The 22,353-nt window shown below is 57.9% G+C and carries 18 protein-coding genes and 1 pseudogene; 3 read left to right on the top strand and 16 right to left on the bottom strand.

All coding sequences use genetic code 11. The annotated features are described in order from the left end of the window. Positions 1 to 35: 35 nt before the first annotated feature. The gene (gene elaB, locus NV64_RS02665) at positions 36 to 347 is read right to left on the bottom strand and encodes a stress response protein ElaB (protein ID WP_056239550.1); all 312 of its coding nucleotides are present in this window, start codon (positions 345 to 347) and stop codon (positions 36 to 38) included. A 236-nt stretch (positions 348 to 583) separates the two neighbouring features. Between elaB and NV64_RS02660 the strand changes: the two genes are divergently transcribed. Beyond that, positions 584 to 2,239 (top strand): glucan biosynthesis protein D, encoded by a 1,656-nt coding sequence (locus NV64_RS02660; protein ID WP_056239548.1) that lies wholly within the window; start codon positions 584 to 586, stop codon positions 2,237 to 2,239. A gap of 33 nt (positions 2,240 to 2,272) precedes the next feature. Here the strand turns inward: NV64_RS02660 and NV64_RS02655 are convergent, their stop codons facing one another. The 15 genes and pseudogenes from NV64_RS02655 to lrhA form a co-directional block, all read right to left on the bottom strand. Beyond that, entirely contained in the window at positions 2,273 to 2,725 is a 453-nt protein-coding gene (locus tag NV64_RS02655) for a GNAT family N-acetyltransferase (protein ID WP_056239545.1), read from the bottom strand. Positions 2,726 to 2,790: 65 nt separating this feature from the next. After that, positions 2,791 to 4,242, bottom strand: coding sequence for an NADH-quinone oxidoreductase subunit NuoN (nuoN, locus tag NV64_RS02650; protein ID WP_056239542.1), 1,452 nt, complete (start codon positions 4,240 to 4,242; stop codon positions 2,791 to 2,793). Positions 4,243 to 4,248: 6 nt separating this feature from the next. Continuing rightward, complete coding sequence (gene nuoM / locus NV64_RS02645) at positions 4,249 to 5,769, bottom strand: NADH-quinone oxidoreductase subunit M (protein WP_101505251.1); 1,521 nt, start codon at positions 5,767 to 5,769, stop codon at positions 4,249 to 4,251. A 107-nt stretch (positions 5,770 to 5,876) separates the two neighbouring features. Beyond that, positions 5,877 to 7,715: an NADH-quinone oxidoreductase subunit L gene (gene nuoL, locus NV64_RS02640; protein WP_056239534.1), complete on the bottom strand. Its 1,839-nt coding sequence runs from the start codon at positions 7,713 to 7,715 to the stop codon at positions 5,877 to 5,879. Next, positions 7,712 to 8,014, bottom strand: coding sequence for an NADH-quinone oxidoreductase subunit NuoK (gene nuoK / locus NV64_RS02635; protein ID WP_056239530.1), 303 nt, complete (start codon positions 8,012 to 8,014; stop codon positions 7,712 to 7,714). Before nuoK ends, nuoL begins: the two co-directional genes overlap by 4 nt. Continuing rightward, a complete protein-coding gene (gene nuoJ, locus NV64_RS02630; protein ID WP_056239527.1) occupies positions 8,011 to 8,565 on the bottom strand; it encodes an NADH-quinone oxidoreductase subunit J in 555 nt (184 codons plus the stop codon). The genes nuoK and nuoJ overlap by 4 nt, the downstream gene beginning before the upstream one ends. A 10-nt stretch (positions 8,566 to 8,575) precedes the next feature. After that, entirely contained in the window at positions 8,576 to 9,118 is a 543-nt protein-coding gene (nuoI, locus tag NV64_RS02625; RefSeq protein WP_056239524.1) for an NADH-quinone oxidoreductase subunit NuoI, read from the bottom strand. 12 nt (positions 9,119 to 9,130) lie between these two features. Beyond that, the gene (nuoH, locus tag NV64_RS02620) at positions 9,131 to 10,108 is read right to left on the bottom strand and encodes an NADH-quinone oxidoreductase subunit NuoH (RefSeq protein ID WP_056239521.1); all 978 of its coding nucleotides are present in this window, start codon (positions 10,106 to 10,108) and stop codon (positions 9,131 to 9,133) included. After that, on the bottom strand, positions 10,105 to 12,831 hold the full coding sequence (nuoG, locus tag NV64_RS02615; protein WP_101505250.1) for an NADH-quinone oxidoreductase subunit NuoG: 2,727 nt from the start codon (positions 12,829 to 12,831) through the stop codon (positions 10,105 to 10,107). Before nuoG ends, nuoH begins: the two co-directional genes overlap by 4 nt. 49 nt (positions 12,832 to 12,880) lie before the next feature. Further along, positions 12,881 to 14,221: an NADH-quinone oxidoreductase subunit NuoF gene (gene nuoF / locus NV64_RS02610; RefSeq protein WP_056239514.1), complete on the bottom strand. Its 1,341-nt coding sequence runs from the start codon at positions 14,219 to 14,221 to the stop codon at positions 12,881 to 12,883. Continuing rightward, positions 14,218 to 14,733 (bottom strand): NADH-quinone oxidoreductase subunit NuoE, encoded by a 516-nt coding sequence (gene nuoE, locus NV64_RS02605; protein ID WP_056239511.1) that lies wholly within the window; start codon positions 14,731 to 14,733, stop codon positions 14,218 to 14,220. The genes nuoF and nuoE overlap by 4 nt, the downstream gene beginning before the upstream one ends. A gap of 2 nt (positions 14,734 to 14,735) precedes the next feature. Further along, positions 14,736 to 16,549: pseudogene (gene nuoC / locus NV64_RS02600) on the bottom strand (NADH-quinone oxidoreductase subunit C/D). 104 nt (positions 16,550 to 16,653) lie between these two features. After that, positions 16,654 to 17,328: an NADH-quinone oxidoreductase subunit B family protein gene (locus tag NV64_RS02595; protein ID WP_056239505.1), complete on the bottom strand. Its 675-nt coding sequence runs from the start codon at positions 17,326 to 17,328 to the stop codon at positions 16,654 to 16,656. A 16-nt stretch (positions 17,329 to 17,344) separates the two neighbouring features. Next, entirely contained in the window at positions 17,345 to 17,782 is a 438-nt protein-coding gene (locus NV64_RS02590; protein WP_056239504.1) for an NADH-quinone oxidoreductase subunit A, read from the bottom strand. Between the two features lie 665 nt (positions 17,783 to 18,447). After that, on the bottom strand, positions 18,448 to 19,377 hold the full coding sequence (lrhA, locus tag NV64_RS02585; protein ID WP_056239501.1) for a transcriptional regulator LrhA: 930 nt from the start codon (positions 19,375 to 19,377) through the stop codon (positions 18,448 to 18,450). A gap of 1,030 nt (positions 19,378 to 20,407) precedes the next feature. Here lrhA and NV64_RS02580 point away from each other — a divergent pair. After that, entirely contained in the window at positions 20,408 to 21,625 is a 1,218-nt protein-coding gene (locus NV64_RS02580) for a pyridoxal phosphate-dependent aminotransferase (protein ID WP_056239498.1), read from the top strand. 80 nt (positions 21,626 to 21,705) lie between these two features. Then, positions 21,706 to 22,302, top strand: a complete 597-nt coding sequence (yfbR, locus tag NV64_RS02575; RefSeq protein WP_056239495.1) for a 5'-deoxynucleotidase — start codon at positions 21,706 to 21,708, stop codon at positions 22,300 to 22,302. Positions 22,303 to 22,353 lie beyond the last annotated feature (51 nt).

Here is a 22,353-nt window from a genome sequence, read left to right as displayed (position 1 = left end):
AATAACGGCGCCCCGCAGGGCGCAGTTTGTGCAGCTTAGCGGCGTGCCAGCAGCAGGCCAACGACCAGCCCAACGGTGGCACCAACGCCAATCCCCTGCCAGGGTTTGTCATGCACGTACTCGTCGGCGCGGGATACCGCCTGGCGGGCGCGGTAGTAGTAGCTGTCCGACGCGTTACTGATGCGCGTTTTTACTTCATCCAGCGACTTTTCGGCTTTGGCCTTCAGCTCAACGTACTTCTGATCGGCCGGATCGCCCGACGATTTCAGCACCTCTTCCAGCGTTTTGGTCAGCAGCGCCAGGTCATCATCCAGGCGATTGTCATTAGGTTCATTTGATACAGACATCTTTCATCCTCCGTGGTCGAATTAATTGTCGCATTCACATTAACTATAGACCGTTTTTCGCCGATGAAATCACTGCGGTTACAGGATTTATCTGATAAATTCTGCGTGAACTGAATCAAACCCTGAGCAAGCTGTCGTAACTCCCTGTACCCGGAAGCCTTCCGGTTATGCGAATGTGTATTTTACATGCACGACAGTCACTACAAACTCGTTCACCTGAGGAAATATTTTCCGGCATGAATCGTAGAATGTTTATGAAAGCGTCAATGGCATTCGCAACCCTGAGCGGGATGTCCGGCTTATCCACCCTGTTCTCCCAGGCCGCCTGGGCAGAGAGCGATATTGCCGACGGCACCGCGGTGCGTTTTGATTTCGACGTGCTGAAAAAGCTGGCCGCAGACCAGGCGAAACATGCCTGGAGCGGCGCACCGGCCCCGCTGCCGGACACGCTGGCGACCCTGACCCCGCAGGCCTATAACGAAATCCAGTACGACGCCGGCCACTCGCTGTGGAACGGCCTGGATAACCGACAGCTTGACGTTCAGTTCTTCCACGTCGGCATGGGCTTTAAGCGCCGTATCCGCATGTTCTCGGTAGATGGCGACCGGCAGGCCCGAGAAATCCACTTCCGCCCGGAGCTGTTTAACTACAACAACGCTCACGTGGATACCAAACAGCTGGAGGGAAAAACCGACCTTGGCTTTGCCGGCTTCCGCGCCTTTAAAAAACCGGAACTGGCTAAACGCGACATCGTCTCGTTCCTCGGCGCCAGCTACTTCCGCGCCGTGGATGAAACCTTTCAGTACGGTCTCTCCGCGCGCGGCGTGGCCGTCAATACTTTCACTAACGGCAAGGAGGAGTTCCCGGACTTCACCGCCTTCTGGTTTGAAACGCCAAAGGCGGAAGACACCACCTTTACCGTTTACACCCTGCTGGACGGTGCCAGCTGCACCGGTGCCTACAAGTTCATCATTCACTGCGAAGAGAAACGCGTGGTGATGGAGGTGGAAAAACACATCTACGCGCGTAAGGATATCGAGCAACTGGGTATCGCGCCGATGACCACCATGTTCAGCTGTGGCAATAACGAACGCCGCATGTGCGACACCATTCACCCGCAGATCCACGACTCCGATCGCCTGGCGATGTGGACCGGCAGCGGCGAGTGGATCTGCCGCCCGCTCAACAATCCGCAGCGCCTGACCTTCAACGCCTATCAGGATGAAAACCCGCGCGGCTTTGGCATGTTGCAGCTGAATCACGATTTCCAGGATTACCAGGACGTGATTGGCTGGTACAACAAGCGCCCGAGCCTGTGGGTGGAGCCGACGGACAAGTGGGGCAAAGGTGCGGTGGCGCTGATGGAGATCCCAACCACCGGTGAAACGCTGGATAACATCGTCTGCTTCTGGCAGCCGGCCGAGCCGATCAAGGCCGGCAGCGCGCACAGCTACAGCTACAAGCTTTACTGGAGCGGCCTGCCGCCGGTACGCAGCGGCCTGGCGAGGGTGAACGCCACCCGCACCGGCATGGGCGGCTTCCCGGAAGGCTGGGCACCGGGTGAACACTACCCGAACGTCTGGGCGCGCCGCTTTGCGGTGGACTTCGTCGGCGGTGACCTGAAAGCTGCCGCGCCGAAGGGGATTGAGCCGGTGATTAATATCTCATCCGGCACCCTTAAACAGGTGGAGATCCTCTACGTCGAACCGATTGACGGTTTCCGCATCCTGTTTGACTGGTATCCGGACAGCGACGCCACCACCCCGGTGGATATGCGCCTGTTCCTGCGTACCAAAGACGATACGCTGAGCGAAACCTGGCTGTATCAGTACGCGCCGCCTCCGCCGGACAAACGCAAATACGTTGATGACCGGATTATGACCGCCGGTTAAACGATCGACAGGCGGCTGCGGCCGCCTGTTTTATTATCCGCGCAGCATATCGATGTGCGGAATGCCGTCCTCGTCGTACACCTCTCCCGTCGCTACAAAACCCGCGCTGCTGTAAAAGCGTTGCAGGTGCGCCTGCGCCGAAAGAAACTGCGGCTGCTGCGGCCAGTGGCGTTCACAGCAGGCTATCGCATGTTTGATTAACCGGCTGCCGAGGCTCAGGCCGCGCGCCTCGCTGCTGACGATCACCCGACCGATTTTCACCGGCTCGCCGGCGGCCTGTGGCGCGAGAATGCGGGCGTACGCCAGCAGCCGGTCTTGATACAGCCCGAGCAGATGGCGGTTGCCCCCCAGCAGATCGGCCCCATCAATATCCTGATAGACGCACCGCTGTTCAACCACAAACACCTGGCTACGCAGCGCCAGCAGCTGGTAAAGCCGGGCGGCGGTCAGCTCGCCGTGGTGCAGATCCTGCCACTCAATTTCCATCGTTTCCTCGCAAAAAAAATCGGGCCACAGGGGCCCGATTGTTATCGATATCCGAACGTTTTATCTCACGGCGTCGCCAGCTGCACCAGCGAAATCAGCGGCTGCGGGTAGACGCCCAGCAGCAGCACCAGCACGGCGGAGATCAGCACCACGATACCGCCCGCGGTAGTGGCCCAGTTCGCCGGGGTGTCGCGCTGCATCAGTTCCGGGCCGGCCAGATACAGGCTGACGGTAACGCGCAGATAGTAGTACAGGCCGATGGCGCTGCCGAGCACCAGCGCGCCGGTCAGCCACCACAGGTGCGCCTGCACGCCGACGGCGATCACGTAGAACTTACCGATAAAGCCGAGAGTCATCGGGATACCGGCCAGCGACAGCATCATCACGGTCATCACCGAGGCCAGGATCGGGCGATGCCAGAACAGGCCACGGTAGGAGTAGAGTGAATCGGCATCCGCACCGCGATACGGGCTGGACATCAGCGTCACCACGCCGAACGCGCCGAGGCTGCTGAACAGGTAGCCGGCCAGATAAACGCCAACCGCTTCCAGCGACAGCCCCTGCGACTGCACGGCGATCAGCGCCACCAGCAGATAGCCGAGGTGGGCGATCGACGAGTAGCCGAGCAGGCGCTTGATGTTACGCTGCGAAATCGCCATCAGGTTACCGAACAGCATGGAGGCAACGGCAATAATACCCAGCACGGTGCGCACGCCTTCGCTGTCGACGGCCGGCGCGTTGATAAACAGACGCATCAGCACGCCGAAGATGGCAATTTTGCTGGCGGTGGCCAGGAAGGCGGTAACCGGTGCCGGAGCACCCTGATACACGTCCGGCGTCCACAGGTGGAACGGAACCAGCGACAGCTTAAAGCCGAAGCCGACGATCATCAGGCCAATACCGGCCAGCAGCAGCGGCTGCTGGACCAGGCTGTCGTTAAGGCTCTCACCGAGCGCGACGAAGCCCAGGTTGCCGCTGTTGGCATACACCAGCGCCATACCGAACAGCAGGAAGGACGACGCTGCGGCAGACAGGATGGTGTACTTAATCGCCGCTTCCAGCGACCGGTTCTGCTGGAAGGCGTAGCCCACCAGACCGAACAGCGGCAGCGACAGCAGCTCAATACCGATAAACAGCGCCGCCAGGTGGTTGGCGCTGGCCAGCACCACGCCGCCCAGCGCGGCAATCAGCACCAGCAGGTAGAACTCTTCTTTGTTATCCGGGTAGGTGCTCAGCCACGGATAGGCGAAGGTGCAGGTCGCCAGGCTGGCGAGGATCACCAGCCCGGTGTAGAGCATCGAGTAGCTGTCCACCCGCAGCAGCGGGGTGACGTCCATTGGCCCTGCCTGGCCGACAAAGTACAGTGAGAACAGCGCCAGGTTAAGACCAATCACCGCCAGCGTCGCATTGACGAAGTGGTTGCGTCGCCACGCAATGGACAGCATCACAACTACCACCGTCAATCCGACGATCAGCAGCGGTAGAAGCGCGATCAAGTGTTGAGGAGTTATTGTCATGGCGAATTACGGCCTTGTAGTTGAAATTGAAGCGGTAAACCACTGCTGGATATTACTCATCGCAGCGTGGGAGGTGTCCAGAATCGGCTGCGGGTAAACCCCCACCAGCACCAGCAGAACCACCAGGACCATAATCATCAGAAACTCACGTGGCGACATGCTGCGCAGTGGCGTATCTGACTTAGGCGCACCGTAGTAAGCGCGCTGCATCATGATCAGTGAGTAAACCGAGGCAAACACCAGACCGAAGGTGGCAATAACGATAATCACCGGTGCGCTCTGGAAGCTGCCGGTCAGGATCATAAACTCACCGACAAAGTTACCGGTGCCCGGCATGCCGAGGTTGGCCACCGCGAAGAACAGTGACAGACCCGGCAGCCATTTGATGCGAGACCACAGGCCGCCCATCTGGCGCATATCACGGGTGTGCAGGCGCTCATACAGCTGGCCGCAGAGGATAAACAGCGCCGCCGCCGACAGGCCGTGGGCGATCATCTGCACCACTGCACCCTGGAAGGCCAGCTGGCTGCCGGTGTAGATAGCAATCAGCACGAAGCCCATATGCGAGATCGAGGTGTAGGCGATCAGACGTTTGATATCGTACTGAGAGAACGCCATCCACGCACCGTAGAAGATGCCAATGATACCGAGCCACATGGCAATCGGTGCGAACTCGGCCGACGCGTTCGGGAACAGCGGCAGTGCAAAGCGCAGCAGGCCGTAGGCGGCGGTTTTCAGCAGGATCCCGGCCAGGTCAACGGAACCGGCGGTCGGTGCCTGGCTGTGCGCGTCCGGCAGCCAGCCGTGCAGCGGCACCACCGGCATTTTTACCGCGAAGGCGATAAAGAAGCCGAGCATCAGCAGGTATTCCACGCCGTGCGACATTGGCGTCTTCAGCAGCAGCTCGTAGTTGAACGTCCAGACATTGGTAGCGCTGTAGTGCACAAACACCAGCGCCAGAATGGCGATCAGCATGATCAGGCCACTGGCCTGGGTGTAGATAAAGAACTTGGTGGCGGCGGTAATTCGCGTCTTGCCGTCGGAAGCCTTGTGGCCCCACAGCGCGATCAGGAAGTACATCGGCACCAGCATCATCTCCCAGAAGAAGAAGAACAGGAACATGTCGATGGCGAGGAACACACCGATCACGCCGCCGAGGATCCACAGCAGGTTGAGGTGGAAGAAACCGTGCCACTTCTCAATCTCGTTCCACGAACAGAGGATCGCCATCACGCCCAGCAGGCCGGTCAGCACGACCATCAGCAGCGACAGGCCGTCCAGCGCCAGGTGGAAGTTAATGCCGAAACGCGGGATCCACGGCACGGAGAATTCGGATTGCCACTGCGGCAGCCCGGTCGCCTGGGTCAGTGAGTAACCGCCCTGCAGCCACAGCTGCAGTGACAGGACCAGCGTCAGTCCCATCGCGATCAGTGCTATCCAGCGCGGTGCTTTCGGTCCGAAACGTTCGAACTGCCAGGCCAGCAGGCCACCGACGAAGGGTAGTATAATGAGCCAAGGTAATAACATGGCGATCTGTTCCCTTTAATGAATCTGAACGGGCCGATGACGCCCAACTTTCAGTTTGTTTTTAAGCCATCTTTTCGGGGGGGAAAGCCCCCCCCACTCACTAACCTTTACAGCACCATCAACAGGCCCAGCACCACCACGGCACCGATGCTCATCGCGGCCAGATACCAGCGCAGATATCCGTTCTCACTCACCAGCAGCCCTTTGTTACTCAGGCTGGCCAGCCCTGCCGGGATGTTCATCAGCGAGTTCAGCGGGTCGCGTGAGAGCAGCCGGGCAATAAGCAGGTAAGGCTTAACGAAGACTTTGTCGTACAGCCAGTCGAAGCCCCAGGCAGCAAACCACCAGGTGGAGAAGAAACGACCCGGCGCGCTGTTGGCGATGGAGGTCACCAGCGAGCGTTTGCCCAGCCACAGCGCCGCGGCCAGCAGAATACCGACAATCGCCACCACGCCGGAACCGATCTCAAGCCACAGCACGCTGCCGTGCGCCAGCTCGGTGGTTTCCGGCAGTACGCCGCGCAGCGGTGGCACAATCAGCGCACCGATAAAGGTTGAGAGCACCAGCAGCACCAGCAGCGGCAGGTGATGGGTAATCCCCTTGCCCGCGTGCGCGTGGATCTTCTCTTCACCGTGGAAGGTGATGAAGATCATGCGGAAGGTGTAGAGCGACGTCATAAAGGCCCCGGCCAGGCCGGCAACCATCAGGTTGAGATGACCGTTAGCCAGCGCACCGGCAAGGATCTCATCCTTACTGAAGAAGCCGGCAGTGATCAGCGGCAGTGCCGACAGCGCCGCGCCGCCTACCAGGAAGCAGGTGTAGACCAACGGAATGCTCTTACGCAGGCCGCCCATCTTGAAGATGTTCTGCTCGTGGTGACAGGCAAGGATCACCGAACCGGACGAGAGGAACAGCAGCGCTTTAAAGAACGCGTGCGTCATCAGATGGAAGATAGCCGCGTCCCACGCCTGCACGCCCAGCGCCAGGAACATGTAGCCAATCTGGCTCATGGTCGAGTAGGCCAGCACGCGTTTGATGTCGGTCTGCACCAGCGCGGCAAAACCGGCCAGCAGCAGCGTTACCGCACCAATAATGCCAACCAGGTGCAGAACGTCCGGCGTTAACAGGAACAGGCCGTGGGTACGGGCAATCAGGTAAACGCCGGCGGTGACCATGGTCGCCGCGTGGATCAGGGCAGAAACCGGGGTCGGACCCGCCATCGCATCGGCCAGCCAGGTCTGCAGCGGTAGCTGAGCGGATTTACCGACCGCGCCGCCCAGCAGCATCAGGGTAGCCCACTGCAGCATGTGGTTGTCAGCGGCGAAGTGCGCCGGTGCCAGTTCTACCACCTCACGGAAGTTCAGCGTGCCCAGTTCGTTCCAGAGGATGAACAGCGCAAACGCGAGGAACACGTCACCGACGCGGGTGATGACAAAGGCTTTCATCGCCGCCGCACCGTTGTTCGGGTTGGTGTAGTAGAAGCCGATCAGCAGGTAGGAGCAGAGGCCCACGCCTTCCCAGCCGAGATACATCAGCATCAGGTTATCGGCCAGCACCAGAACCACCATGCTGGCGATAAACAGGTTGGTATAGGCGAAGAAGCGCGAGTAACCCTCTTCCCCACGCATATACCAGGAGGCAAACATATGGATAAAGAAGCCGACGCCGGTGACCACCGACAGCATGGTCAGCGACAGGCCGTCCAGCGTCAGGTTAACGTCAATCTTAAAGTTGCCGACCTGCATCCAGGTCCACAGCGCCTGGTTAAACACCTGCTGACCGTTGTTGAAGAAATCCACGCCGGCATACAGGGTGACCAGCGCCGCCAGGCCCACCGAGCCCATACCGACGGTTGCTGACAGGTTCTCGGACCAGCGGCCACGGGAGAACGCCAGCAGCAGGAAGCCGATCAGCGGAAACAGGACTGTTAAATAGAGAAGGTTCATCCGCGCATCTCGCTCACTTTATCAATGTTGAGGTTCTGGCTGCGGCGATGAAGCTGCAGCAGCAGCGCCAGGCCAATGCTGGCCTCCGCTGCAGCCAGGCTGATCGCCAGGATAAACATCACCTGGCCGTCTGCCTGGCCCCAGTAACTCCCCGCCACCACGAACGCCAGTGCCGCAGCGTTAATCATGATTTCGAGGCTAATCAACATAAACAGCAGGTTGCGGCGGATCATTACCCCGGTCAGGCCGAGGACAAACAGGATCGCCGCCAGAATCAGGCCGTGCTGCAGAGGGATCATAGCTGCTCCTCTTTACGATTTTTAGCCGCGTCAGCCGGGCGGTTGCTGAGCACCTCGCCCGCACGCTGTTCACGTCCGATGTGATACGCCACCACCAGACCGGCCAGCAGCAGCATTGACGCCAGCTCGACCGCCAGCACGTAAGGTCCGAACAGGCTGATACCGACCTGTTTCGCGTCGATCATCGTGCCTTCGATGCCCTGGTCATTCACCGTGCGGATGGCATAGACAATCACCGTCAGCAGCACCAGCGACAGCAGGCCCGGGCCTGCCCACATGCCCGGCTTCAGCCAGTCACGCTCCTGCTGCACTTCGGCACCGCCGAGGTTCAGCATCATCACCACGAAGACGAACAGCACCATAATGGCACCGGCATAAACGATAATCTCCAGCGCACCGGCGAAATAGGCACCGAGTGAGAAAAACACGCCGGAGACCGCCAGCAGTGAGACGATCAGGTACAGCAACGCATGTACCGGGTTGGTGTGGGTGATCACGCGCAACGTCGCGACCACCGCCACCAGACCACACAGATAAAACGCAAATTCCATGCCTGGCTCCTTAAGGTAACAAGCCTTTGACGTCGATGGGTGGAGCTTCGTTTTCAGCGGAGCCTTTATCTTTACCGTCGATCGCCATACCCGCCATCCGGTAGAAGTTGTATTCCGGGTATTTGCCCGGGCCGGAGATCAGCAGGTTCTCTTTTTCATAGACCAGATCCTGGCGTTTAAACTCACCCATTTCGAAGTCCGGGGTCAGCTGAATCGCCGTGGTCGGGCAGGCTTCTTCACACAGGCCACAGAAGATGCAGCGCGAGAAGTTGATGCGGAAGAACTCCGGATACCAGCGGCCATCGGCCATTTCGGCCTTCTGCAGCGAGATACAGCCCACCGGGCAGGCAACCGCACACAGGTTACAGGCCACGCAGCGCTCCTGGCCGTCCGGATCGCGCGTCAGCACGATACGGCCACGGTAACGCGGCGGCAGATAAACCGGCTCTTCCGGGTACATCATGGTTTCACGTTTCGCGAAGGCGTTCAGGCCAATCAGCCAGATACTGCGTAACGTGGTGCCGAAACCAACGGCAAGTTCTTTTAATGTCATGTTCTTAACCCCTTACTGCGCCGTGTACAGAATCACTGCGGCGGTAGCCAGCAGGTTCAACAGCGTCAACGGCAGACAAACTTTCCAGCCGAACGACATTACCTGGTCATAGCGCGGACGCGGCAGAGCAGCACGAATCAGAATAAACATCATCATGAAGAAGGCCGTTTTAATAGCGAACCAGAAGATCGGTGGCAGCCACGGACCGTGCCAGCCGCCGAAGAACAGCGTCACAATCAGCGCGGAGACGGTGACGATACCGACGTATTCACCGACGAAGAACAGGCCGAACTTCATACCGGCATATTCAATGTGGTAACCATCGGCCAGTTCCTGCTCCGCTTCTGGCTGGTCAAACGGGTGGCGGTGACACACCGCAACGCCGGCGATACAGAAGGTCATAAAGCCGAGGAACTGCGGGATCACGTTCCACAGGTGAGTCTGGCTGTTAACGATCTCAACCATGTTGAACGAGCCGGCCTGCGCCACCACGCCCATCAACGACAGGCCGAGGAACACTTCGTAGCTCAGGGTCTGCGCGGAGGCACGCATCGCACCCAGCAGCGAGTATTTGTTATTACTCGACCAGCCGGCGAACAGCACCGCATACACCGCCAGGCCTGCCATCATCAGGAAGAACAGCAGGCCGATGTTCAGGTCTGCGCCCATCCAGGTGGAGGTAACCGGCACGATCGCCATCGCCAGCAGCAGCGAGGTAAAGGCGATCATCGGTGCCAGGGTAAAGATCACCCGGTCGGTAAACGGCGGGATCCAGTCCTCTTTAAAGAACATTTTGATCATGTCGGCCACCAGCTGCAGCGAACCGCCCCAGCCGACACGGTTAGGTCCGTAGCGGTTCTGGAACAGGCCGAGCAGGCGACGTTCGCCGAAGCTCATAAAGGCACCGCAGCCGACCACCACGAACAGGATCACCAGCGCTTTACCCACGGCGATCAGCACATCAATCACTTCCGGTGTCAGCCAGTTCATTGGACTGCCTCCTGCAGATTGTCAATTTCAGCGCCCGACAGGAACGGCGGGATGCCCGGCAGACCGAGCGGCAGACCCACCTGCCCTGCCTGCAGCTGGCTGGAGAAGCGTACCGGCAGACGCAGCTGCTCACCCTGACAGGTAAACTGCAGCACCGCACCGGCATTAACGCCCAGCTTCGCGGCGTCCTGCGGGTTGACCACCACGCAAGGCGCGGCCATACGCTGCTGGATAACCGGTGCACGCTGGGTCATCTCCTCACTGCCAAACAGCTGGAAGTAAGGGGCGACGCGCCAGCTGTTCTCATTACCGGTAAAGGATGCCGGTACGTTATCGAACCATGCCAGCTGGCCTTCGGCCGCTTCGAACAGACGCACGCCCGGATCGCCGTTACGCAGTTTACCGCCCACTTCAGCCTGGAATTTATTCCATGCCTGCGGTGAGTTCCAGCCTGGTGCCCAGGCAAACGGGATCTGCGAGCGCGCGGCGCCCGGCTGGTTGTTCCCTTCCATTGAGAAGGCGAACATGGTGTCTTTATCCTGCGGCTGACGCGGTTCATGCACGCTGATGTTGGCGCGCATCGCGGTTCGGCCGCTGGAGCGGTGCGGTGAACGCGACAGCTTCTGACCACGAATACGGAAACTGGCATCCGGCGCGGCGTCTTTGATCGCAGCCAGCTGCGGCAGTGCCGCCACACAGGCGTCAATCACGTGATCCAGCTGGCTCCAGTCCACTTCGCGGCTGTTGATGGTGCTCTGCAGGGAATGCAGCCAGCGCCAGCTCTCCAGCATCTGTACTTTTTCGTCGTAGTAAGCCGGGTCATACACCTGGAAGAAGCGCTGTGCGCGGCCTTCCTGGTTAATCACCGTGCCATCGCTCTCGGCAAAACTGGCCGTAGAGAGGATCAGGCCGGCCTGTTCGGTGGTTTTGGTGCGCTGATGGTCGATAACGATCACGTTGGCGGTGTTGCTCAGCGCCGCGTCAACCTGCGCTTTCGGCAGGTGGCGATAAAGGTCGTTTTCCAGCACGATAGCCGCATCGGCTTCACCGCTGGCCAGCTGGCTCAGCGCTGCGTCAAGCGTCTGACCGCCGATCAGACCGACACCGATGCTGTTTGTTGCCGTTGGCAGCAGGGTGATACCGACGTCGGCACCGCGCCCTTTCAGCGCTTTCGCCACGTTGGCCGCCGCCTGAATCACCGCTTCACTGCCGGCGTTGGTGCCGGAGATGATCAGCGGTTTACGGGCACCGGCCAGCGCCTGCACCACGACGTCGATTTTACCAGCGAGAGACTTATCAAGATCGCTCACCGCCGGTGCGCTGGCGTCCAGCTCATGGGCGATAGCGAAGCCGAGACGCGCCTGGTCTTCTACCGGGGCGCGATAGCTCCACGCGGCGATGTCATCCATGCGGGTTTCGTCAACGTTGGTGATAAACAGCGGGTGTTTGGCGTTCTGTCCGATGTTAAGGATCGCCGCAATCTGCCAGTCGGCGACTTTCTGCGCCGCGGCCATATCACGGGATTTGCCCTTCACCGCCTGACGTACGGCCAGCGCAATGCGCGCGCCGGTCTGGGTCAGATCTTCACCCAGCACCAGCACCGCATCGTAGCTTTCAATATCGTGCAGCGATGGCGTATGGATACCTCCGTCGCGCAGAATGCTCAGCATCAGCTCCAGACGCGCCTGCTCGCCCGCCGGGATACCGGTAGAGAAGTTCTCAGCGCCGACCAGGTCGCGCAGCGCAAAGTTGCTCTCAACGCTGGCGCGCGGGGAACCGATACCGATCACCTTCTTCGCCTGGCGCAGCACATCGGCGGCCCCCTGCATCGCCTGCTCGGCGTTGAGGGCGATCCAGTCGTTGCCACGACGCTGCAGCGGCTGGCGCGGACGATCTTTCAGGTTTACGTAACCGTAACCGAAACGGCCCCGGTCACAGAGGAAATAGCTGTTAACGGTGCCGTTGTAGCGGTTTTCAATGCGGCGCAGCTCGCCATAGCGCTCGCCCGGGCTGGTGTTACAGCCGATGCTGCACTGCTGGCAGATGCTTGGCGCGTACTGCATGTCCCACTTACGGTTATAACGCTCGGAGTGGGTTTTGTCGGTGAACACGCCGGTCGGGCAGATTTCTACCAGGTTGCCGGAGAACTCGCTCTCCAGCACGCCATCTTCCGGGCGGCCAAAGTAGACGTTATCGTGCGCGCCGTACACGCCGAGGTCGGTGCCGTCGGCGTAATCTTTGTAGTAGCGCACGCAGCGGTAACAGGCGATGCAGCGGTTCATCTCGTGAGAGATAAACGGACCGAGATCCTGATTGCGGTGGGTACGCTTGGTGAAGCGGTAACGGCGGAAGCTGTGGCCGGTCATCACCGTCATATCCTGCAGGTGACAGTTGCCGCCCTCTTCACACACCGGACAGTCGTGCGGGTGGTTGGTCATCAGCCACTCGACCACGCTTTCGCGAAACTCTTTCGCTTCACCATCGTCGATTGAAATAAAGGTGCCGTCAGACGCTGGCGTCATACAGGACATCACCAGACGACCGCGGGTATCTTCGGCGTTAGCGTACTGTTTTACCGCGCACTGGCGGCAGGCGCCAACGCTACCGAGCGCCGGGTGCCAGCAAAAATAGGGAATATCGAGGCCGAGGGAGAGACACGCCTGTAGCAGGTTGTCTCCGCCATCCACATCATATTCTTTACCGTCTACATGAATTGTAGCCATAGTGAACATGCTTCCGTAAGGCCCGTCATAAACGGGCGTTAAACTTTGCTTACCAGCGCGCCTTTAACAGGTTGGGCTGGATGCCGCTAATTGCGTGAGCGTTGCTGTAAACCTGAGGCGCCATCCCCGCTTCGAACTCTTCGCGGAAGTATTTAATGGCGCTCTGCAGCGGCTCTACCGCACCAGGCGCATGCGCACAGAAGGTTTTACCCGGGCCGAGCTGGCGGCAGAGTTGCAGCAGGGTTTCAATATCCCCAGGCTGCCCCTGCTTACGCTCCAGCGCGCGCAGAATTTTGACGCTCCACGGCAGGCCATCGCGGCAGGGCGTACACCAGCCGCAGGATTCGCGGGCGAAGAACTCTTCCAGGTTACGCACCAGCGACACCATATTGATCTCGTGGTCCACCGCCATCGCCAGCGCGGTACCCAGACGGCTGCCGGCTTTGCCAATGGTGGCAAACTCCATCGGCAGGTCGAGGTGCTGCTCGGTGAGGAAGTCGGTCCCGGCACCGCCCGGCTGCCAGGCTTTAAACTTCAGCCCGTCACGCATGCCGCCGGCGTACTCTTCGAGGATCTCGCGCGCGGTGGTGCCAAACGGCAGTTCCCAGACGCCCGGGTTTTTCACCCGGCCAGAGAAGCCCATCATTTTGGTACCGGCGTCGTCGCTGGTAGAGATGTTCTTGTACCACTCCACGCCGTTGGCAAGGATCGCCGGCACGTTGGAGAGGGTTTCCACGTTATTTACGCAGGTCGGCTTGCCCCAGGCACCGGCCGAGGCCGGGAACGGCGGCTTGGAGCGCGGGTTGGCGCGGCGGCCTTCCAGCGAGTTAATCAGCGCCGTCTCTTCACCGCAGATGTAGCGGCCGGCACCGGTGTGGACCATCAGCTCGAAGTCAAAGCCGGTGCCGAGGATATTTTTACCCAGCAGGCCCGCTTCGGTGGCTTCGGCAATCGCGCGGCGCAGGTTTTCCGCCGCCTCGATATACTCGCCGCGCAGGAAGATGTAGCCGCGATAGGTTTTCAGCGCGAAGGCGCTGATCAGCATGCCTTCCACCAGCTGGTGTGGCATCTGCTCCATCAGCAGACGGTCTTTATAGGTGCCCGGTTCCATCTCATCGGCGTTACACAGCAGGTAACGGATGTTCATGGACTCGTCTTTCGGCATCAGGCTCCACTTCAGGCCGGTGGAGAAGCCGGCACCGCCGCGCCCTTTCAGGCCGGAGTCTTTAACCGCATTGACGATCTCTTCCGGTGACATGCTTTTCAGCGCTTTTTCCGCGCCGGCATAACCGTTTTTGCTGCGGTATTCGTCAAAAAATACCGGTGCCTTATCCTCACGCATCCGCCAGGTCAGCGGATGGGTTTCGGCAGTACGCACGATCTGTCTCATTGATACTGCTCCAGTAATTTGACGATACCTTCCGGGGTCAGATGCACGTGGGTATCATCACCCACCATCATTACCGGCCCTTTGTCGCAGTTACCGAGGCAGCAGGTTGGCAGCAGGGTAAAACGCCCGTCCGCGGTAGTCTGGCCTGGCTTGATATGCAGATTCTCTTCCAGCGCCGTCTGGATCCCCTGATAGCCGGTGATATGGCACACCACGCTGTCACAGTAACGGATCACATGGCGACCCACCGGCGTGCGGTAGATCTGGCTGTAAAAGGTGGCAACGCCTTCAACGTCGCTGGCCGGGATGCCCAGTACGTCGGCAATGGCACCGATCGCGCCGTCCGGCACCCAGCCGCGCTGCTTCTGTACGATTTTCAGCGCTTCAATAGAGGCGGCACGGGCATCTTCGTAGTGGTGCTTCTCATGCTCGATGGCGTCGCGCTCTGTCGCACTCAGCATGAAAGCTTCAGTAACTTCGATCGTTTCGATCGCAATTCGTTGATCGTGCATAATTAGCGGTCCACGTCTGACATAACAAAATCAATACTACCGAGGTATACGATCAGGTCGGATACCAGGCTGCCGTTGATCACCGAAGGGATCTGCTGCAGGTGCGGGAAGCTCGGCGTGCGCACGCGGGTGCGGTAGCTCATGGTGCTGCCGTCGCTGGTCAGGTAGTAACTGTTGATCCCTTTGGTCGCCTCAATCATCTGGAAGGATTCGTTGGCCGGCATTACCGGGCCCCAGGAAACCTGCAGGAAGTGAGTGATCAGGGTTTCGATATGCTGCAGCGTGCGCTCTTTCGGCGGCGGCGTGGTCAGCGGATGGTCGGCTTTGAACGGGCCTGCCGGCATGTTCTTCAGGCACTGCTCCAGAATGCGCATACTCTGGCGCATCTCTTCCATCTTCAGCATCACACGGGTGTAAGCACAGCTGACGCCATCACCGATCGGCACTTCAAAGTCGAAGTTCTCGTAACCGGAGTACGGACGCCATTTACGCACGTCAAAGTCGAGACCGGTGGCGCGCAGGCCAGCACCGGTAGTGCCCCACGCCAGGGCCTCTTCCATGTTGTAGGCGGAAACGCCTTTGGAACGGGCAATCAGCACCGAGTTCTTCAGCGCGGTCTGTTCGTAGGCTTTCAGACGCTTTGGCATCCAGTCGAGGAATTCGCGCAGCAGGCGTTCCCAGCCTTTCGGCAGGTCATGCGCCACACCGCCGATGCGGAACCAGGCCGGGTGCATACGGAAACCGGTGATGGCTTCCACTACGTCATAAATTTTCTGGCGGTCGGTAAAGGCAAAGAACACCGGTGACATGGCACCAACGTCCTGAATAAAGGTCGAGATATACAGCAGGTGGCTGTTGATACGGAACAGCTCTGATAGCATCACGCGGATCACGTCCACGCGCTCGGGCACTTTGATACCGGCCAGTTTTTCTACCGCCAGCACGTACGGCATTTCGTTCACGCAGCCGCCGAGATACTCGATGCGGTCAGTATACGGAATGTAGCTGTGCCAGGACTGGCGTTCGCCCATCTTTTCCGCACCGCGGTGGTGGTAACCGATGTCCGGCACGCAGTCGACGATCTCTTCGCCGTCCAGCTGCAGGATGATGCGGAACGCACCGTGCGCTGACGGGTGGTTCGGGCCAAGGTTGAGGAACATAAAGTCCTCATTGGCCGTGCTGCGCTTCATGCCCCACTCTTCCGGCTTGAAGGTCAGCGACTCCATCTCCAGATCTTCTTTCTGCTTCGTCAGCTCATACGGGTCAAACTCGGTGGCGCGCGCCGGGTAGTCTTTCCTCAGCGGGTGCCCTTCCCACGTCTGCGGCATCATGATGCGCGTCAGGTGCGGGTGACCAACCACGTCGATACCGAACATCTCCCAGGTTTCGCGCTCATACCAGTTGGCATTCGGGAAAATTTTGGTAATGGTCGGCACATGCAGGTCATTTTCAGACAACGCCACCTTGAGCATAATGTCGCGGTTGCGTTCAATGGAGATGAAATGGTAGAAAACGGAAAAATCCGCGGCCGGTAAACCGTCGCGGTGGGTACGCAGGCGCTCGTCCATGCCATGCAGGTCATACAGCATGACGTAGGGTTTTGGCAGCTTGCGCAGGAACTCAATAACTTCCAGTAACTGCTCACGACGCACCCAGACCACCGGCACACCGGTGCGGGTAGGCTGCACGGTAAAGGCATCCGGTCCAAAGCGGTTACGCAGCTCGCCGATCACCGGATCATCCTGGTGATCACGGGTTTGCCATAAAGGCTGAGCGAGATCTTGCGTGGTTAAATCTGTCATAGGTTATTCACCATGCTGGCCTGTCACACAGGCACTCAGTGTTGGCGTCAGGTGGGTCAGCGCAGATGACTTAGTGTTGTTTTGCGCGCTTGATTGACCACATCCATAAACTGCTGTCTTAAATTTCGTCAGGGGTTCGCAGGTTAGTCACCGCGATGCGCTCTGCCTGTTTGCGTTCGCGCTCAGACTGCATATTGGCGCGATAAACCCCCTGATCGCCCACCACCCACGACAGCGGACGGCGCTCTTTGCCGATCGACTCCTGCAGCAGCAGCAGCGCCTGCATGTAGGCTTCCGGGCGCGGCGGGCAGCCAGGGATGTACACATCCACAGGCAGGAACTTATCAACGCCCTGCACCACGGAGTAGATGTCATACATGCCGCCGGAGTTGGCACAGGCACCCATTGAAATCACCCACTTAGGTTCCAGCATCTGGTCATACAGGCGCTGCACTACCGGGGCCATCTTGGTGAAGCAGGTCCCCGCCACCACCATGAAATCGGCCTGACGCGGCGACGCACGAATCACTTCCGAGCCAAAACGCGCCACATCGTGCACCGCAGTGAACGAAGTGGTCATTTCGACGTAGCAACAGGAAAGACCGAAGTTAAACGGCCAGAGTGAGTTTTTGCGCCCCCAGTTCACCATGTCGTGCATGGCGTGTTCCAGCTTGCCCATGTAGACGCTTTGATGAACGTGCTTTTCCAGGGGATCGGTGACGATCTCCTGTTTCTGCAGGGGATAACGGTCGTTTTCGCCGTTGGGGTCTACGCGAGTGAGCGTATAGTCCATGTGTTGTGCCTCGCTGTTACTGCGTATGACGATTGGAATGCGAAATGGTGGTCTTCTTCACATCAAAGCGACGACGGGGCGGTGCCCAGTCCAGCGCGCCGATGCGAACCAGGTAAACCAGGCCAGCAAGCAGAACCAAAATGAAAATGGCGGCTTCTACAAAGCCGACCCAGCCGCTTTCGCGAATGGCAGTCGACCATGCATAGAGATAGAGGGCCTCAACGTCGAAGATGACGAAGAACATCGCGACCAGATAGAACTTGGCGGACAGGCGCAGTTTGGCGCTGCCAACGGAGGCGATCCCGGATTCAAAAGGGGTGTTTGTATGCCTTCCGCGGGCTTTTGAGCCGAGGAACCATGCTCCGGCTAACATCAGGCAGCAGAGGCCGATGGAGACGACGAGAAAAACAGCAAATGCCCAATGATGGGCGACGACTTCTGTGGTTGTTGACATACCTTTGCTTACTCACCAAAAGTGGTGTCTCGCGTCCTGCTCTATGCTGGCAGTTAACAACACCACAACGATTCAAGGGAAGAATGAAAAAACCTTATAAATTTTGCTGTCACCAGAGTAGCCAGCAACTTTATGGGGTTTTTTACTCCTTTCACTAACCTTTTGTCAACTTAGACAAATGTATTCGTACATTAATTTACAGCCGCAACACCACATTAACAATTAGTGCCTAAAAAAAGCGCTAAATCGTGTCAGTGGCATCATGTGATCATAGTGCAGCGAGCAAATCCTTGCAGGAAACAGGTCTATGAATTTGTCTATTTTGGCAGGATTAGTCACGTTTTCCTGCCCCTTAATGGGGTTATTTTTTTGATCCAGGACACACTTTTATCTTTTTCGCATCAAAAACAGGCGACTCGGGGGGGCTAAATCAATTCAATAATTGAACCAATTGATTCATACCAGGAAGGAAGAATGTCGATTTGGCTTAACGTCTGCTTTTGCAGCAGGTGAATGGCGAAATGCGCTTTAACCGGGAGGTTCAGACAGAATTAATCACAATAAAAAGGCCTTTCGGTGAACATTTCACACGAAAGGCCTTTTTTAATCATTTAAACGGGCAGCAGCGACTGACTAATGAGAAAAATAATCGTTTACGTTAACAGTCACTCTTCTTCGTCAAGGAAGACGGCACCGTCAGTCGTCGGCGTCACCGCCAGGCTGTACGGATCGTTACCCGACTCCATTGCGTTGAAGATTGCCAGCGCCAGCTCGTTATCGCTCTGCGGATTACGGCACAGCAGGTACTCCGTATCCGGCAGCGGCGGCAGGCCTTCCGCCGCCCCCATCACGCGCAGTTCCGGGCTCATCATCTCGACCGGACGCGCCGTCACGCCGAGGCCGGCTTTCACCGCCGCGCGGACCGCCGCCAGGGTCGAGGCCACGTAGGAGATGCGCCACGGGATACCCGCTTCGTTCAGATGGTCGATGGCCATGTCACGGTACGGGCTTGGCTCATCCAGCAGCACCAGAGGAATCGCTTCGCCACGCTGGAAGATGTAATCCGCCGCGCAGTACCACAGCGTTGGCGAGGTACGCAGCACCTGCCAGGTAAAGTTACCCGGGCTGGAGGTGGTCACCACCAGGTCGACCTCGCCCTGATTGAGCATCTCCATCATAAACGGATTGCGCTTCACCCGAACGTCAATCGCCAGTTTCGGATAGACCGAGGTAACGCGGTTAAGCAGGAACGGCAGGATGGTATCGGAGGTGTCGTCAGACGCCCCGATAGTCAGTACACCCTGAATGTTGCTGTACATCAGCGAGGTGCAGGCTTCATCATTGAAGCGCAGGATTTTTCTGGCGTAACCCAGTAGCTGAATCCCATGTTCAGTGAGCAGCTTATTACGCCCATGTCGGGCAAACAGCTCTTTGCCGACCAGTTGCTCCAGTCGTTGCATCTGCTGGCTGACTGCCGACTGCGTTCTGCAGACCGCCGCCGCCGCCGCCGCAAAGGTATTCAGATCGGCAACGGCAACAAAGGTTCTCAGCAGATCGAGGTCGAGATTGAGTATCGGACGATTTGCGTTAGTCATGTTTTTCTTCACTTTATAAGTTTTTTATACAAACAGCTACCCTGGTATTACCAGCCCTATCAATGGGATAAGGCGATAACTAGTGCGCAATGGCGATAGTGCTAAGCAATGAAACATTGCCCGATGCATTACTTTCATTCGCTGACGTGAAGGACCTGGTCTCCCGCCTGCACTGACACATCACGCGCCAGCCGCATCGCTAAAGTGGAAAAGGTTCTTCCGTCTGATACATCATTAATGCACGCAGTACTAACCCATAAGTTGCAGGAAGCCGCGTCGTTGTCGTTATTGCTCCCCCGAGATGACTCAATGACGTGTTGAGAGGGGGAATGATGGGTCTAAAACAACCCTGAAAATTAAATTACCAGAACGCTGTGGAAACAGCTAAAAAGTTAAGTGTCACTTAAGCTTCAGGGGTATAAAAAGCATTTTTTCATTCCCCGCGACACCGGCTCGCCCGCTACAAAGTCTCCTGAAAGGTATCCTGACATACTGCCGTCTACTTTTTAAGCCCCAGGATGATTATTCTCATCACTAAAGTATGATTTAGTCGGTCACCCGCCGAAAGCAGGCAAAAAATTGGGCAAATCCGATTTTTTTTGCCTTCGCTCTGGTGCCGGAGGCATAACGTCAAACCCGACCCGCCGGTCGTTCAACTTTTACACAATCGACGAATTGAGCAAAAAACAGACAGACAAATAAGGCTTGTTTGACTGTTTACTTTATCATTAATCCATCATTTTTTACCTAAACGGGAGAGTTACAGATACGTAGTCTGCCGTTGAGGGGGCAAGAGTCTATACCGGAACTGGCTCAGGCAGCTATTAGTATCGACGAACGCCGCTTTACAAGCACGAAATGTCACCTTAAACCCCTGTTCGTCACCACTCTGCCAGTTGCCGGAAAAAACGTCCTTTAACCTGTCAAAGCCTGCCGCCGCCCTTCAAAAGCACCGGGGAGAGGAGTACATTGTGTGATGTTTCAATTTTCCCGGCGGAAAATGGCTTTCTGCCAGTCAAGGTGACAGAAGATGACCCCAATTGATAAATCCAGCAAACTGGATAATGTGTGTTACGACATTCGCGGCCCGGTGTTGAAAGAAGCCAAACGCCTCGAAGAAGAAGGTAATAAAGTCCTAAAGCTGAACATCGGTAACCCTGCCCCCTTTGGTTTTGAAGCCCCGGACGAAATCCTGGTTGACGTGATCCGTAACCTGCCGAGCGCGCAAGGCTACTGCGACTCCAAGGGCCTCTACTCGGCGCGGAAAGCGATCATGCAGCACTACCAGGCACGCGGCATGCGTGACATGACCGTGGAAGATATCTATATCGGCAACGGCGTGTCAGAGTTGATTGTTCAGTCGATGCAGGCGCTGCTGAACAGCGGTGATGAGATGCTGGTCCCCGCCCCGGACTACCCGCTGTGGACCGCCGCCGTTTCGCTCTCCAGTGGCAAGGCCGTGCACTATCTGTGCGACGAATCTGCCGGCTGGTTCCCGGACCTCGACGATATCCGCAGCAAGATCACCCCGCGTACCCGCGGCATTGTGATCATTAACCCGAACAACCCGACCGGTGCGGTATACAGCAAAGAGCTGCTGCTGCAGGTGGTTGAGATCGCCCGCGAACATAACCTGATTATCTTCGCCGACGAAATCTACGACAAAATTCTGTATGACGCCGCCCAGCACCACTCGATCGCTGCGCTGGCGCCGGACCTGCTGACCATCACTTTTAACGGTTTATCAAAAACCTACCGCGTGGCGGGCTTCCGTCAGGGCTGGATGGTGCTGAACGGGCCGAAGAAACACGCCAAAGGCTATATTGAAGGGCTGGAGATGCTGGCCTCAATGCGCCTGTGCGCCAACGTCCCGGCGCAACACGCGATCCAGACCGCGCTCGGCGGCTATCAGAGCATTAGTGAATTTATTCAGCCCGGCGGCCGACTGTATGAACAACGCAACCGCGCATGGGAGCTGATTAATGAGATCCCCGGCGTCAGTTGCGTGAAGCCGCAGGGCGCGCTGTATATGTTCCCAAAAATTGACGCGAAAAAGTTCAACATCCACGACGACCAGAAGATGGTGCTGGACTTCCTGCTGCAGGAAAAAGTGCTGCTGGTGCAGGGCACCGCGTTTAACTGGCCGTGGCCGGATCACGTGCGCATCGTCACCCTGCCGCGCGTTGATGACCTTGAGATGGCGATTAACAAGTTTGGTCGCTTCCTCGGCGGATACCGCCAGCTGTAACCCCCGCGTTCCTTGTGTTTTCCGTACGTTAACAGAGAGCGGTAACCCCGCTCTCTGTCATTTCCAGCAGAGGCAACATCATGAACCAGAGTCATTTTTTCGCCCACCTCTCGCGCCTGAAGCTGATCAACCGCTGGCCGCTGATGCGCAACGTGCGCACCGAAAACGTCTCCGAGCACAGCCTGCAGGTGGCCATGGTCGCCCACGCGCTGGCGGTGATTAAAAATAAGAAATTCAACGGCAACCTCAACGCCGACCGTATCGCGATGATGGCCATTTATCATGATGCCAGCGAAGTGCTGACCGGCGACCTGCCGACGCCCGTTAAGTACTACAACGCGCAAATCGCCCACGAATACAAAAAGATTGAGAAGATTGCCCAGCAGAAGCTGATCGAAATGCTGCCGGAAGAGCTGCGTTCGGCCTGGGCACCGCTGATAGATGAGCAACAGCACAGCGAGGCGGAGACCGCCATCGTCAAACAGGCGGACGCGCTTTGCGCTTATCTGAAGTGCCTGGAGGAGCTGTCGGCGGGTAACAACGAGTTCCTGCTGGCCAAGGCGCGGCTGGAGAAAACCCTCGCCCAGCGCCACAGCCCGGAGATGGACTACTTTATGACCGTATTTGTGCCGAGCTTCAGCTTATCGCTGGATGAGATTAGTCAGGAGTCGCTGTAAGCCGCATCAGACACAGGGCAGGTCAGAAAAGAAAAAAAGCACTGAGAGGAT

It is taken from the genome of Erwinia sp. B116 (assembly GCF_002865965.1).
GTDB lineage: Bacteria > Pseudomonadota > Gammaproteobacteria > Enterobacterales > Enterobacteriaceae > Erwinia.
Note: the sequence above shows the minus strand (reverse complement) of the source record. Positions and strands in the feature narration are given on the sequence as shown.